At 32.9% G+C, this 14799-nt stretch carries 15 protein-coding genes and 2 riboswitches; of the genes, 6 read left to right on the forward strand and 9 right to left on the reverse strand.

Annotation, left to right across the window (positions count from 1 at the left end; translation table 11 throughout):
* Window positions 1-197: 197 nt before the first annotated feature.
* The 4 genes from ABEY15_RS11680 to ABEY15_RS11695 form a co-directional block, all read right to left on the reverse strand.
* Window positions 198-1004, reverse strand: coding sequence for an ABC transporter permease (locus ABEY15_RS11680; RefSeq protein WP_429890240.1), 807 nt, complete (start codon window positions 1002-1004; stop codon window positions 198-200).
* Window positions 997-1761 (reverse strand): ABC transporter ATP-binding protein, encoded by a 765-nt coding sequence (locus ABEY15_RS11685; protein ID WP_429890242.1) that lies wholly within the window; start codon window positions 1759-1761, stop codon window positions 997-999. Before ABEY15_RS11685 ends, ABEY15_RS11680 begins: the two co-directional genes overlap by 8 nt.
* A 12-nt stretch (window positions 1762-1773) precedes the next feature.
* Window positions 1774-2772 (reverse strand): ABC transporter substrate-binding protein, encoded by a 999-nt coding sequence (locus tag ABEY15_RS11690; RefSeq protein ID WP_429890243.1) that lies wholly within the window; start codon window positions 2770-2772, stop codon window positions 1774-1776.
* A gap of 179 nt (window positions 2773-2951) precedes the next feature.
* Window positions 2952-3440: an RrF2 family transcriptional regulator gene (locus tag ABEY15_RS11695; RefSeq protein WP_429890244.1), complete on the reverse strand. Its 489-nt coding sequence runs from the start codon at window positions 3438-3440 to the stop codon at window positions 2952-2954.
* 238 nt (window positions 3441-3678) lie between these two features.
* Between ABEY15_RS11695 and ABEY15_RS11700 the strand changes: the two genes are divergently transcribed.
* The gene (locus ABEY15_RS11700) at window positions 3679-4122 is read left to right on the forward strand and encodes a carboxymuconolactone decarboxylase family protein (RefSeq protein ID WP_429890245.1); all 444 of its coding nucleotides are present in this window, start codon (window positions 3679-3681) and stop codon (window positions 4120-4122) included.
* 69 nt (window positions 4123-4191) lie between these two features.
* On the opposite strand, the gene ABEY15_RS11705 is transcribed toward ABEY15_RS11700, so the two are convergent.
* Together ABEY15_RS11705 and pckA are read right to left on the reverse strand one after the other, a co-directional pair.
* On the reverse strand, window positions 4192-4719 hold the full coding sequence (locus ABEY15_RS11705; RefSeq protein ID WP_429890246.1) for a hypothetical protein: 528 nt from the start codon (window positions 4717-4719) through the stop codon (window positions 4192-4194).
* A gap of 205 nt (window positions 4720-4924) precedes the next feature.
* Entirely contained in the window at window positions 4925-6511 is a 1587-nt protein-coding gene (pckA, locus tag ABEY15_RS11710) for a phosphoenolpyruvate carboxykinase (ATP) (RefSeq protein WP_429890247.1), read from the reverse strand.
* Between the two features lie 312 nt (window positions 6512-6823).
* Window positions 6824-6937: riboswitch (SAM riboswitch) on the forward strand.
* A gap of 209 nt (window positions 6938-7146) precedes the next feature.
* Between pckA and metK the strand changes: the two genes are divergently transcribed.
* Together metK and ABEY15_RS11720 are read left to right on the forward strand one after the other, a co-directional pair.
* Window positions 7147-8343 (forward strand): methionine adenosyltransferase, encoded by a 1197-nt coding sequence (gene metK / locus ABEY15_RS11715; RefSeq protein WP_056473295.1) that lies wholly within the window; start codon window positions 7147-7149, stop codon window positions 8341-8343.
* A gap of 150 nt (window positions 8344-8493) precedes the next feature.
* Window positions 8494-9483, forward strand: a complete 990-nt coding sequence (locus tag ABEY15_RS11720) for an NAD(P)-dependent alcohol dehydrogenase (protein WP_429890248.1) — start codon at window positions 8494-8496, stop codon at window positions 9481-9483.
* A gap of 140 nt (window positions 9484-9623) precedes the next feature.
* Here the strand turns inward: ABEY15_RS11720 and ABEY15_RS11725 are convergent, their stop codons facing one another.
* On the reverse strand, window positions 9624-9788 hold the full coding sequence (locus tag ABEY15_RS11725; protein WP_175403511.1) for a hypothetical protein: 165 nt from the start codon (window positions 9786-9788) through the stop codon (window positions 9624-9626).
* Window positions 9789-9889: 101 nt separating this feature from the next.
* Window positions 9890-10864: a hypothetical protein gene (locus ABEY15_RS11730; RefSeq protein ID WP_429890249.1), complete on the reverse strand. Its 975-nt coding sequence runs from the start codon at window positions 10862-10864 to the stop codon at window positions 9890-9892.
* A 161-nt stretch (window positions 10865-11025) separates the two neighbouring features.
* On the opposite strand from ABEY15_RS11730, the gene ABEY15_RS11735 reads away from it, so the two are divergent.
* Complete coding sequence (locus tag ABEY15_RS11735; RefSeq protein WP_429890250.1) at window positions 11026-11481, forward strand: MarR family winged helix-turn-helix transcriptional regulator; 456 nt, start codon at window positions 11026-11028, stop codon at window positions 11479-11481.
* Between the two features lie 87 nt (window positions 11482-11568).
* Window positions 11569-11668, forward strand: a riboswitch (purine riboswitch).
* 55 nt (window positions 11669-11723) lie between these two features.
* Complete coding sequence (locus ABEY15_RS11740) at window positions 11724-13049, forward strand: amidohydrolase family protein (protein WP_429890356.1); 1326 nt, start codon at window positions 11724-11726, stop codon at window positions 13047-13049.
* A 51-nt stretch (window positions 13050-13100) separates the two neighbouring features.
* On the opposite strand, the gene ABEY15_RS11745 is transcribed toward ABEY15_RS11740, so the two are convergent.
* Window positions 13101-13610 carry a DinB family protein gene (locus ABEY15_RS11745; protein WP_429890251.1) on the reverse strand — a complete coding sequence of 170 codons (510 nt, stop codon included), beginning with the start codon at window positions 13608-13610 and terminating at the stop codon, window positions 13101-13103.
* 119 nt (window positions 13611-13729) lie between these two features.
* Here ABEY15_RS11745 and ABEY15_RS11750 point away from each other — a divergent pair, with 119 nt between their 5' ends.
* The gene (locus ABEY15_RS11750; RefSeq protein WP_429890358.1) at window positions 13730-14767 is read left to right on the forward strand and encodes a DUF2332 domain-containing protein; all 1038 of its coding nucleotides are present in this window, start codon (window positions 13730-13732) and stop codon (window positions 14765-14767) included.
* Window positions 14768-14799: the final 32 nt, after the last annotated feature.

A 14799-nucleotide genomic window follows, 5' to 3' on the forward strand; every position in this document is an offset into this window, starting at 1 on the left:
GCGCAAAAAAGAAAATAGGTTCCTCATAAAGGATTCATGAGGAAGTAAAACAGCGCAAAAAAGAAAATAGGTTCCTCATAAAGGGTTCATGAGGAAGAAAACAGCTAAAAAAAGAAAACAGGTTCCTCATGAGGAAGGTAAAACAACGTGAAAAAAGCTCACTATATTAGGTGAGCTTTAACTCATATTACACCAAATTATTTCTTTATTGTTTTTCTCTCAATATATTCAACAATAATATACATCAAAGCAGCACATACACTTATGATTAATACACTCATTAGAACAAGAGTGAAATTAAATACTTGGAAGCCATAAACGATTAAATAGCCAAGTCCGTTTTTTGAAACTAAGAACTCTCCGACAATCACTCCTACCCAAGCTAATCCGACATTTACTTTTAATGTTGAAATGACGGTAGGTATACTAGCAGGAAAGATGACATTTTTAAAGATTTGAGATTTTGTAGCTCCAAAACTTTTAATGACTTTTACATAATTTTCATCTACCTGTAAGAAGGCTTGATAAATAACCAGCGCTGTTATGACAAAACTTATTATGATCCCCATGGCAATTATGGACGAATATGAGGGACCAAAAATTACAATGATAATTGGTCCAAGCGCGACTTTTGGCATGGCATTAAAGACTACTAAAAATGGATCAAGTACCTTTGAGGCAAATGGATACCACCAAAGGATGATTGCTAGAACGACCCCGATAATTGTGCCTAAAATAAATCCAACGAGTGTTTCAGTGATTGTAGTCATAGCATCATGATAAATGGAGCCATCTCCCAATTTTGCGATGAGTAAATCGTAAATTTTAGTAGGTGAACTAAACAATAATGGATCAATTAGTTTTCGATGACTTAAAAGCTCCCAAACTATAAAAAAGATAATAATAATTAATAGTTGGAAGAAAAATATGAGTAGCTTTTTACGGCGATTTTTTTTGACGATACTGGCGTGATAGGATTTTAGTTCGTCATTTACTTTATCCACGTTTCTCCAACTCCTTCCAAATCGCAGAAACATAAGAAGAAAAGAGTGATTTGTGTCGTGTTTCAAAAGGAGAGCGAATACGTAATTCTTCTGGTAAATTGAAAATTTCTGATATTTTTGTAGGAGCATTTGTTAGGGTAATAACCCGATCACACATAGCTACCGCTTCTTCAATATCGTGAGTTACTAAGATAGCAGTAGTATTTAACTTCTTAAATAAATTGAAAACTAATTCTTCAAGCTTTACTTTATTTTGATAGTCTAGAGCGGAAAATGGTTCATCTAATAATACAATTGAAGGGCTTGTAGAAAGAGTTCTCACTAATGCAACGCGTTGTCTCATCCCACCTGATAATTCTCTTGGGTACGCATTTTCATAATCCTTTAATCCAACTTCATTTAGCAATTCTAGCGTTCGATTTTTATTTTCTTCGGAATCCTTATCTAGAATCTGAAGACCTAGAAAGATATTTTCTTTAATTGTTTTCCAAGGGAATAAATAGTCATGCTGAAGCATGTAACCAATTTCCCCCGATTTTATATCATAAGGCTTACCTTTAAACTTTACTGAACCGTCATATGGTGTAAGCAATGAAGAAATGATCGATAAAAGTGTGCTTTTTCCACAGCCACTTGGACCTAAAACAGATACAAATTCACCTTTTTCAACTTCAAACGTTAAGCCATCCAATATTTTAATTGCCTTTTCCTTCGATAAAAATACATGAGAAATATTATTAACTGTTAGATAACTCATTTTGTTAACCTACTACTTCTCCGTAGATTTTTCGGCAAATTTTGTATCAACTAAAACTGAGTGTGGAACTTCTTTTGGTAATACACCAGAGTTCTTCATAATCTTTTGAAGATTATTCCACTCATCTTCTTCTAATATTGGATTTGTTGAATAAGAATTTTGAGACTTATAACGATCAATAACTTTTATTGAAATGTCTAAAGGAGTATCTTTAAAGAATGGTGCAACGCTTTTTGCAATCTCTTCTGCAGAATGAGTATCAACCCATTGTTCAGCTTCATAAATTGCATCTGTAAAATTTTGAGCTGTTTTCGCATTCTTGTTTAAATAACTTTCTTTTGCTATATAAGCAGTGTAAGGAACTTTTCCAGACTCCAAGCCGAATGAAGCAACGATTTTACCTCTTCCTTCTTTTTCCATAATACTTGCTGTAGGTTCAAACAATTGAACATACTCTCCAGTACCTGAAGCATATGCATTCGCGATATTTGCGAAGTCAATATTCTGAATAAGGTTCAAATCTTTATGTGGATCGATCCCATGTTTACTTAGGACATATTCGCCAACCATTTGTGGCATTCCACCTTTTCTTTGACCTAAAAATGTTTTGTCTTTTAGTTGGTCCCAATTAAATGGTACAGTTTGATTTCTAGCTACAAGAAAAGTTCCATCAGTTTGAGTCAATTGGGCAAAGCTTTTTACTGGGTCATTTGCACCTTGAGCGTATACATATATAGTTGTTTCTGGCCCAACTAATCCTATATCTGCACCGTTTGACAATACAGCAGTCATAGTCTTATCTCCACCAGCAGTAGTTGTTATTTCAACATCCAATCCATGCTTTTTGAAGATTCCTTCACTAATAGCCACATATTGAGGTGCATAAAATAATGAATGCGTTACTTCTGCAACTCTCACCTTTGTGGTACCATCTTTAGGTTTATCTTTCGAACATGCACCTAAAATAGAAGCAACTAATAAAAACAAAATAACGAGCCATTTGATTTTCATTTAATCCCTCCTAATCGAAAATATACAATTAGCCTATGCAATAGGAGAAAATGGGTGAATGCGGAGTACTCAGTGCTAAAATCGCTCGGTTACTTATGGTTTATCTAGGTTGAACAGGAAAAGATGGTTAAATAAAGAAAAACCTCTCTTACTTCCTTTTTAGGAAATTAGAGAGGTTTTTATCTACTCTTTGAAAAATATTTTTGAGTATCTTCACGTATTTCGTTAGGTAAAACACTTTCTAATTCTTTGTTTAACCATGACAGTGTTTTACTGCGTAAATACTCATGCATTTTTTCTTCTGCAGAGAGCATCACTAAATTGATTGTGCAGGTGGCACTTGGAGTACAACCTTTTTCTCTAAAAAGATAGCCGTTATCTTTAATATTTTTACATTGAAATATAGGCTTAGAACCTTCAATTGCTTCAATTACATCCCAAAAAGAAATTTCTTCTGGAGATTTAGCTAGTTTAAATCCACCTTTAACTCCTGGAACTGAACTGACAATACCGGCCTTAGAAAGCTTACTAAAAATCTTTGAAAGATATGTATCTGAAACACCTTGAAAGAAGGATAGGTCTTTTATTCCAATCGGAGAATCTTCAGGAGTGTCAATAAGATAAACAAGGCAGTGAAGTGCATACTCAACTCCAACGCTATACTGCATTAAAACACCTTCTTCATAAATGAGATTATTTTTAATTAATCTTAGAAATGTTTTATTTCTTTGTCAAACATTTACTTTTAGGAGCAATACAAAGTTAAAAAGAAGTTTGACATAATGAAATAAACGATTTAATATAGATAATATAAATCGGCGATTAACTTTGTCGACAATTTGATATTTCCAAAAACTTCAATTACTTCAATTATTTTTAGAATTAACTTTTTTAGGGGGAATTAAAATGGAAAAACAAATTAATTATTCAAAATTAGCACCAGTAGCACTTAAAATAATGATGGAAATGGAAAAGTTTATTAAATCAACTGGTATAGACCATAAACTTCGTGAACTTATAAAAATTCGCGCTTCACAAATAAATAGTTGTGCATTTTGCCTTGACATGCATACCTCTGAAGCGAGAGAAATAGGAGAAACGGAACAACGTTTATACTGTATTAGTGCATGGAGAGATTGCGATTTTTACACAGATGCAGAAAAAGTAGCTTTAGAGTTAACTGAGCATATTACACAAATTTCGAATAAAGGTGTATCTGAAGAACTATATAATCGTGTAAGTAAACACTTTAGCGAAGAAGAATATGTAAATCTTGTATTCATAATCAATCAAATTAACAGTTGGAATCGTATCTCTATTTCTATGGGGAATAGACCAGCTGAAAAATAAGATTCTAATTAACTTTGATAAAAAATAAAAAATGAGCCGAAGATTGGCTCATTTTTTTATGTAATTTTTTCAATTCTTATTAAAATTTTGTACCTTTATAACATCGCTTTTTATTAATTTATTTTTATTAGAATAAATTTTTATAGTGTAGAGATCATTATTATTTTTAATATAATTTTTTTGGTCTATTGCTATATTTGAAGTAGCAATAGAACTAGAGAGATTAAAAACGGCTCTACCATTTATGATTTCATATACTTCATTATGATTTATTTCTTCAATACTGATTCCAAATATTGATTGGACTTTTTTAGGTAGTAGGATTTCTATTCGAGCATTTTTTATATCGTTTTTATAACGATCTGGTACTGATACGACCAAATAATAATCAACTCCATACAGTAATTGATTATCCACAGAATCTTTGATCTCATAATATCTTTTGGATAATGATTCAATATTTGGTTCGCTTTCTCTAGAAGATAGTGAATCATGCTTATCTAATTTTTTAGACGAGGAACCAGTATTATATAAAAAAAAGGTAGTTAATAAAATTGCAGTAAATGAAAAAATCAGCGTTAATATCTTTAATCTCATTTCATTTTAATCCTCCATCTAATTCGATTAAAAACTGGTGATTATTAATGATGTTCAGTTAAATTTAAAATTACTTTAATCTTATTCTTTAAATGTGAATAATTTCCTTTTAATGAGTTATCTGGAGATTGTTAAATAAAAAAAGGCTGCCAAAAAGTCAGAAACCCCGACTTTTTGAACAGCCCTTACATCTTACTTTATTAGATTATTTTAAAGGACCACCAAGTTCAGCTAATTTAGCATCAAAGCCTTCAAATTTTTTGAAGTTTTCTTTGAATTTAGTTACTAATTCAAGAGCTTTTTGATCATAAGCTGATTTGTCTTCCCAAGTTGTTGAAGGAACTAATACGCTATCAGGTACACCAGGTACATGAGTTGGAATTGCTAAACCGAAAAACTCATCTTGTGTAGTTTCAATGTTATTTAAATCACCTTCAAGTGCAGCGTGAACCATTGCTCTTGTGTAAGAAAGATTCATACGTTTACCTACGCCGTATTCTCCACCAGTCCAACCAGTGTTTACTAAGAATACATTTACATTATGTTTTTCAATTTTTTCACCAAGCATTTTTGCATATTCTACAGCTGGAAGCGGTAAGAATGGTGATCCGAAACATGTTGAGAATGTTACTTGTGGAGAAGTAACACCACGCTCAGTACCTGCTAATTTACTAGTAAATCCACTTAAGAAGTGGTACATAGCTTGCTCTTTTGTTAATTTACTGATTGGAGGTAATACTCCAAATGCATCAGCAGTTAAAAAGATAATTGCGTGTGGATGTCCAGCAACGCTTGGCTCAATGATATTTTGAATTGCTTGCATTGGGTATGCAGCACGAGTATTTTCTGTTAAAGTTGTATCATCATAGTCAGCTAAGCGGCTATCAGATTTAACAACTACATTTTCTAAAACTGTACCAAATTTAATTGCAGAGAAAATTTGTGGCTCTTTTTCAAATGTTAAATTGATACATTTAGCGTAGCAACCGCCTTCGATATTGAATACGCCATTATCTGACCAGCCGTGCTCGTCATCACCGATTAGCTTACGGTCTGCATCTGCAGATAATGTTGTTTTACCAGTTCCTGAAAGTCCAAAGAATAATGCTACATCGCCTTCGCTACCAACGTTAGCAGAACAGTGCATTGGTAAAACATTATTTTGTGGTAATAGGAAATTCATGATTGAGAAAATAGATTTTTTCATTTCTCCAGCATATTCCGTACCACCAATTAAAATAATTTTCTTTTCAAATGATACAATAACAAATGCCTCTGAATTTGTTCCATCAACTACAGGGTCTGCTTTAAATGTCGGAGCAGAAACAATTGTAAACTCTGCTTCATGAGTTTGAAGCTCTTGCTCAGTTGGGCGAATAAATAATTGATGAGCAAATAAGTTGTGCCATGCAAATTCGTTAATTACTTGGATAGGTAAACGATACTCCGTGTCAGCACCAGCAAATCCTTTAAATAAGAATAATTCGTTACGATCTTTTAAGTAGTTAAGTACTTTGCTATATAATTTTTCGAATACGTCAGCAGAGATTGGTTGATTTACTGAACCCCAATCGATTAAACTTTCAACAGATGCCTCTTTAACAATAAATTTATCTTTAGGTGAACGTCCAGTATATTTGCCTGTTGAAACGCTAACTGCTCCTGTTGACGTTAAAATTCCTTCTTGTCTTGTTAGGACTTTTTCAACTAACTCAGAAACGCTTAGTTGGTTATACACTTGATTACTAGTAAGTAATTCGTTTAATTCAAAGTTTACATCAACTGTCTTCATATACTAATACCATCCTTTAAATATAATTTGTCTGCCATGTAGGTATCTCGATAAATAGTATAACACATTTATTTTAATAGTGTATACTATTAGTTAGCAAAATGTGTTATGAATTTGATTAAAAAATAAATTTGAGTAAAATTTACTTATTAAATGAAGTAAGTTATTTAAATGTAAGTATATTAATTAGTAATTTCCCATTAAATTGAAATGAATGTAGAGATAAAGTTATTGTAGAATTATGTCTAAGTTATGATGAAAATTGTTGACAAGAAAGTGAATTTTTAATATGATACTTTTCATACGGATACTCTCTTATCCCGAGTAGGTGGAGGGATACAGGCCCTACGAAGCCCAGCAACCTCACTTTTAGTGAAAGGTGCTGAACCTGATGCAAGACTTTTTTTATGTCTTGGACGATAAGAGCGAAAGGCAAATAACCAAGAACCCTTTCCTCATGTAATATTTGATAAGAGGAAGGCTTTTTTTTTGCTCAAAACTTCAATACAGTGGCAATTTCGTAATTTACACTGAGTTATCTTTATCTTAAATGGGAAACATAGGAATAGGAACAAACTTTTTATTCTTATGTTGAGAAAAAAGAGATCCGTCAATTCAATTTAGGAGGGGACTCAATGTCACAACGTCGTTTATTTACTTCAGAATCAGTTACAGAAGGACATCCAGATAAAATCTGTGACCAAATTTCAGATTCAATTCTTGATGCAATTTTAGCAAATGATCCGAATGCTCGTGTAGCAGCGGAAACTTCAGTTACAACAGGTTTAGTACTTGTTGCAGGTGAAATTACAACTTCTACTTATGTAGATATCCCAAAAATCGTTCGCGAAACAATCCGTGAAATCGGTTATGACCGTGCAAAATACGGATTTGATGCAGATACATGTGCAGTTTTAACTTCTATCGATGAGCAATCAGCAGATATCGCTCTAGGTGTAGACCAAGCGTTAGAAGCTCGTGAAGGTAGCATGACAGATGAAGAAATTGAAGCAATCGGTGCAGGAGACCAAGGTTTAATGTTCGGTTTTGCTGTTAATGAAACACCTGAATTAATGCCACTTCCAATTTCATTATCTCACAAAATTGCTCGCCGTTTAACTGAAGTTAGAAAAAATGAAACAGTTTCTTACTTACGTCCAGACGGTAAAACTCAAGTAACAGTTGAGTATGATGAAAACAACAAACCAGTTCGTATTGATGCAATTGTTGTATCAACACAACATGGTCCAGAAGCTACTCAAGCTCAAATTGAAAATGATATTAAAGAACTTGTAATTAAACCAGTTGTACCAGCTGAGTTAATTGATGAAAACACAAAATTCTTTATCAACCCAACAGGTCGTTTCGTAATCGGTGGACCTCAAGGGGATGCTGGTTTAACAGGTCGTAAAATTATTGTTGATACTTACGGTGGATATGCTCGTCACGGTGGTGGCGCATTCTCTGGTAAAGATGCAACTAAAGTTGACCGTTCTGCTGCTTACGCTGCACGTTACGTTGCGAAAAACATCGTAGCTGCTGGCTTAGCTGATAAAGCTGAAGTTCAATTAGCATATGCAATTGGTGTAGCTAAACCAGTTTCAATCGCTATTGATACTTTTGGTACAGGTAAAGTTTCAGAAGAAAAATTAGTTGAAGTAATTCGTAACAACTTCGACCTACGTCCAGCTGGAATTATTAAAATGCTTGACCTACGTCGTCCGATTTACAAACAAACTGCTGCTTATGGTCACTTTGGCCGTACAGATATCGATCTTCCTTGGGAGCGTACTGATAAAGCAGAAGTTTTAAAAACTGAAGCAGGTCTATAATAAAATGATTAAGGCTGAATATGGCATATGCTATATTCAGTCTTTTTTGTTTAGTTAGAATCATACTGTTTTATTCTACATATAGGTATACTTAAAAATCATTTTTCATAGGTTTAAATGACTAAATTAAAGTTTGTAATGGAGGAACCTATGAAAGCGATTATATGTACAAAATATGGTCCACCAGAAGTTCTACAAATAAAAGAAGTTGAAAAACCAAAAATAAAAGATGATGAAGTATTAATAAAAATACACGCAACAACTGTGACCGCAGGAGATGTAAAACTTCGAAGCTCTGATTTTCCTTTTATGTATTGGCTGCCTTCACGCCTTATGTTTGGCCTTACTAAACCAAAAAATCAAATACCAGGTTGTGAGCTTGCAGGAGAAATCGTGACAGTTGGCAAAAACGTAAGAAATTTTAAAACAGGTGATCAAGTTTTTGGATATAGTGGATTTACTTTTGGAGCTAATGCTGAATATATCTCTTTACATGAGGAAAGTGTTCTAGCTAAAAAACCAATAAATATGTCATTTGAGCAAGCTACAGCTGTTCCTGTTGGAGCGCTTACTGCATTACACTTTCTAAGGAGAAGTATTATTCAAAATGGACAAAAAGTACTTATTTATGGTGCTTCAGGAAGTGTTGGAACATATGCAATCCAACTAGCTAAATATTTTGGTACAGAAGTTACCGCATTATGTAGTACATCAAATTTGGAATTGGTAAGAGCTTTAGGCGCAAATGAAGTAATCGATTATACAAATGAAGATCTAGCTAAGAGTAAGAAAACTTATGATATTATTTTTGATACGGTAGGTAAAAGTTCCTTTTCTAATTGTAAAAGATTGCTTAACAAAGATGGCGTCTATTTATTAAGTGCTGTATGGAAGCTTTCAGTTTATTTTCAAGCTATATGGAGTAATTTAATTAGTAATAAAAAAGCCATACTTGGTATAGCAAATATGAATAATGAAGATTTAAACTATATAAAAGCACTTATTGAAGCAGATAAGTTAACAGCTGTTATTGATCGACAGTACTCGCTTGAACAAATTGTTGAAGCACATCGTTACGTAGAAAAAGGGCATAAGAAGGGGAATGTCGTTATTAACATTCGAGGGATTTCAGACTGTTGACAAATGGTCACTTTCTTTGTTGCTTCGCCTCTATATGCGGTGCTTATTATCATTTGTAGTTATTCTTTCGTCTCGGAATATAAGCGAACTTTTTATCTACACAAAGAAATCCCTCAAAATCAACTTTTGAGGGATTTCTTTTATAGATTTTCATTTTGCTGTCTGATTTCTTCTCCAGCTAATATTATATTGGCTGTTTCAATTTTACGGTGCTCATCCACGGAATGGCCTGGATCGAGATTATTAAGGTCTGCTTGTATTTTCATTTGCTCTTCGTTTCTGATGGGGTTATTTTTTTTGCTCAATTTTATTACCTCCATATATATAGTAGAAAGTAGGTGGAACTCTCGTTGTTTTAGTCTTAACGAATTGACTAACTTCATTCAAATTTAAAGAAGTAATTGATTTACTCGCTTAATTCACTTATTAATTTTTTAAAGGTAAGATAAGCAGGCTTAATAGTATAATCGTCCTTCATAATTCCAAATTGATGAAATAGATCGTCTTTTGAACTATCAGCATCCCTTAAACCAAAAAATTCATAATGAGTAATATTTAGTTCCTGGCGCAGTGAATAGACTGTTCGAATAATTACCTCAAGTACGATTGATTGTTGCTTGTATGACCTTTCGATTTGTATAAATGGATTTTTGCCTGTAGGCCATCCATTCTCTGTAATGTGGATTGGAAGAGTAGACGGGAAACCATTACGATCCAATGTTTCTCGAAATTTACGTAGTATGTTTTCTACTGAAACAGAAACTTGCTCAATTTTTAATGGTTCCTCAAATACATCCACATAAAAATTATGACCTACATAATCAATTGAGTGAATTAATTCGTCCCCACCAATTTTCATTAAATTTTCCCAAAAATATGGAATTGTTTTTTCTCCCTCAGGAACCGAGCCAAATCCAACTTTAATAGGTAAATTGCTTTTTTCAATTTCTTCTTTTACAGTTAGAACGCCTTGTACAAGCGCTTCTAATACATATGGTTTGGAGCCATCCATAAATGATAAATTAGGCTCATTCGTGATTTGAATTGAATCAAGGAAGGTACCATACTCTTTAATTACTTTACGTACAAAATTTAACCAATAATCCAGTGATAGGCTTGGATCCATGAGGCACCCAATTGTTAAATCACCTAATAAACCTGCGTTTTTATATCGATTTAGAGCGTTAAATACTCTTTCTTCTGTTTCAGGTCCCATATAGACAGCATACATTCTTGGTAAAAGCTGATTAGTATTACCCTGTAGCTCTTTAAGTGCAGAAGCTATTTTTACATAATTATCATCTGGACCAGTAGCTAATCCTATAGGTGTACCAGCTACGCTAAGGGGATAGATACCAAAAATTAATCCAGTTGAATTCATCTACACCACTCCTTTAGTTAAATAGTAAATATTTATTTACTTACTAAGTTGGATTAACTTATATAATTATGATATTATCGAATTATATCTCAAATAAATAATAAACTTTTATTTACTATATGTCAATTTAGAAATTTTTTCCTAGAAAGGTATGTAATAAAATGAATTCAAATCCAAATCAAATCGCAGAGAAGTTTATCCAACTACTTCCTCTAGTTTTTAATAAGTTTAACAAGCCGGGCTCTAAACATACTTTAAAGAATAAGCAGTCCGAGCTAACTCATTTACAAAGTCATATACTAGAAGAATTGTTTCAAACAGTAGATGGAATTTCAATTACAGAGCTAGCTCAAAATATAAGCATTTCTAAACAGCAAATGACTCCATTAATTATGAAATTAGAAGAAAAAGAATATGTATCTAAAATTCAAGATCCGAATGATAAACGAAGTGTAAAAATTATACTTACTGAAAAAGGAAAAAAAGTTGTCACAAAACGATGGGAAGAATTTTATCATATTTTTTGTGAACGGATCCGACAGCTTGATGAGGAAGACTTACTTGATTTAGACTACTCAATGCACAAAATCATAAAAATACTTGGGAAATTAGATTAGAGAGGGAGGAATCCCGATTAGGCTATGCTTATTTTTGTTAAATTATAGAAATCCTTGAACAATACTTACTAATCGTATATTATATTTTAATATAACAACATACAAAAATGTATAACCTCATTGATATGGTATGAGGGTCTCTACCAGGAACCGTAAAATCCTGATTACGAAAAAGAATGTAATTTATTACATCCTTCTTCGTAATCAGGATTTTTTTTTATTTTAGCACAATTTTGAAAATGATTAGGGAGGAAAAAATAATGAAAACAGTCTATATAAATGCTACTTTTTTTACAATGGATAAGGAAAACCAAATCTTTGATAACGGTATGATGATCGTACAAGATCAATTTATTACTTATGTCGGAAATCGTTCTGATGAGCTAATGAATGACGCGGATCAAGTAGTTAATCTTAAAGGGAAATGGGTAATGCCAGGACTTGTAAATACACATTCTCATATTCTTATGACGCTTTTACGTGGTATAGGAGATGACATGCTGCTAAAGCCTTGGTTAGAAACTAAAATATGGCCAATTGAAAGACAATATACAACTGAAATTGCTTCTGTAAGTGCACAGCTTGGTATTTTAGAAATGGTTAAATCGGGAACTACAACATTCTCAGATATGTTTAACCCTAATGGAATCGATCCAAATGTTGTCATGGAGACAATTGGTGAAACTGGAATTAGAGGAGCATTTTCATATTCAATATTTAGCTTTGGAACAGAAGAAGAGCAAAGATTGAATCTTAAAGGTGCTGAGCAATTTTCAAAAGACTACAAAAGGTTTGCTGATGGCCGTCTAACAACGATGGTTGCACCTCATAGTCCATATGCATGTACACCAGAAGCTTTAATTGAAAGTGCACGTATTGCAAAAGAAAATGAATTAATGATGCACATTCATGTATCTGAAACAGATTATGAAATTCAAGATATTGAAACTCGTTATTCAAACCGACCTGTAGAACATCTTCGCCAATTAGGTGTATTTAATCAGCCGACAGTAATGGCTCACGGTGTAGTTCTAAATGATGAAGAAAGAGCGATATTAAAGGAATATGATGTACGAGTTGCTCATAATCCAATTAGTAATTTAAAGTTAGGCTCTGGGGTTGCTGATGTGGTTAGTTTATTAGACGCCGGAGTAAAAGTGGGTATAGCTACAGATAGTACAGCATCTAATAACAATCTTGACATGTTTGAAGAAGTGAGAATAGCAGCACTGCTACAAAAAGGAATGTATAAAGATGCGACAAAATTCTCAGCACAAACTGCATTAACTTTGGCTACTCGAGGTGGCGCAGAAGCTATAGGAATGGGACATACTGGCTCACTTGAAGTCAATAAAAAGGCAGACTTTATTACAATTTATCCATTTGATAAAGAGCATCTACAACCATTAAGTAATGCCTATTCACACTTACTATACGCTGCACGTGGTAGCGATGTATGTGATGTTTTCATTGATGGGAAAGCAATTGTAAAAGACCGTATTAGTTTAACAATTGATGAAGAAAAAGTAATCGCAGAAGTAAATCGATTACAGAATAGATTTGCTTAAAAGCAAGTATACAAAGAAGAGCAGGAAAAGGATTGTCCTGCTCTTTCTAATTTAAAAATATCGTTCATTAATGATTTTTAAATGATGTAACTCATGACCTGCAATAATATAAGCAATAGCACGGGGTGTCGTTGGGTGATTTAGAACATTTCCCTCATTTTCTAATGTTTCATTAGATAAGTTTTCTAGCATAGATAAAGTCGCTTGACGAACAGTTTGATATTCATAAATAATTTGTTCTAGCTCAAGTCGGTTGAAATTTGCATTTTCATTATAGGCATTCTCATCAAAAGATGGTAAAGGATTGTGATCCCCTCTTGCGATTGCCAAAAGACGATAGCACATTATTCTTTCAGTATCTACTAAATGTCCAAGAACTTCCTTAATACTCCATTTCCCTTCCGCATATCGATATTCGGATTTTTCTTTAGAGATTGCTTTAAAAAAACTGATTGATTCCTCTAGTTGCTTCTTCAAAATAGTTTGTAAGTCCCCTTCAGGAACTAGCTCAATATAACCTTTAAAATGTGGATTATATTCGTTTGAATTTGGTCTGGACATCAATTAATCACTCCAAAGTATTTATTTAAGATTCAAAGAGTAAGTAGTACAATAAAGAAATTATAACTAATGGTAAAATTTTGTAAATAGAAGTTTGAAAAATAAAAATAGTAAGGAGGATTAATATGAATATTCAGCTGAAGAAACGTTTTACGCAATTTGCAATAAATGAATGTGAAAATTCTAGTAGATTATATGAATATTTATCATTAAAAATTGCAGAAGACGAAAAGATTCTTGATTTATGTACTTTTGCGCAAGATGGTCAGCCTATTCCAAATTTATTATTAGGTTCGATTCATTATTTATTAATGAATGGTAAGCATCATCCTTTAAGAGAGTTCTATCCAAGTCTAGTAAAAACACCAAAGAAAGTAGAAGATTCCTATCCATATTTTCAGGATTTTTGTGAAAAATTTAGAAACGAGATTATTCAGCTTATTCAAACGAAAATTGTTCAAACAAATGAAGTTAGACGATGTGCATATCTTTATCCATGCTTTTCCTACATTTATCAAAAGGTTAATAAACCAATCTCGTTAATAGAAATAGGAACTAGTGCTGGACTTCAACTATTATTTGATCAATATAAATATTCTTATAGCTCAAGCGAATCGATTTATGGGAATATAAAATCGAATGTTCTTATCGATTCGGAGGTAAAAGATAAAAACCCAACTATTCTCCCATTATTAGACGAAGTGCCTCCAGTTGTAGATCGATATGGAATAGATTTACACATAAATGATTTATCAAGTGAAGAAGATTTTTTGTGGTTAAAAGCTTTAATTTGGCCGGAGCATTTTGAACGAAGAGAATTATTTGAAAAAGCCGCTATATGTATGAAGGAAATTGAAATCAATTTAATAGAAGCAGACGGTATTAAAATCCTTCCAGAAGTAGTCAACCAATTATCAAATGATTCAATTGTATGTATTTTTCATACACATGTCGCAAATCAAATACCGGTAAAGGGAAAAGAAAGTTTACTAAAAACTATTGAAGGTATTAGTGAAAATAGGGATGTGTTTCATATTTATAACAATATTTGGGACCGAATGCTACATCTTGACTATTATATTGATGGGATAAAGCATGAAGAAGTAATTGGTGAAACGGAAGGTCATGGGAAATGGTTTGAATGGAGGATTTACTAAAACATTAATAAATAACAATGAAATGAGGGAGT

The organism is Gottfriedia acidiceleris, from assembly GCF_050457485.1.
GTDB classification, from domain to species: domain Bacteria; phylum Bacillota; class Bacilli; order Bacillales; family Bacillaceae_G; genus Gottfriedia; species Gottfriedia acidiceleris_D.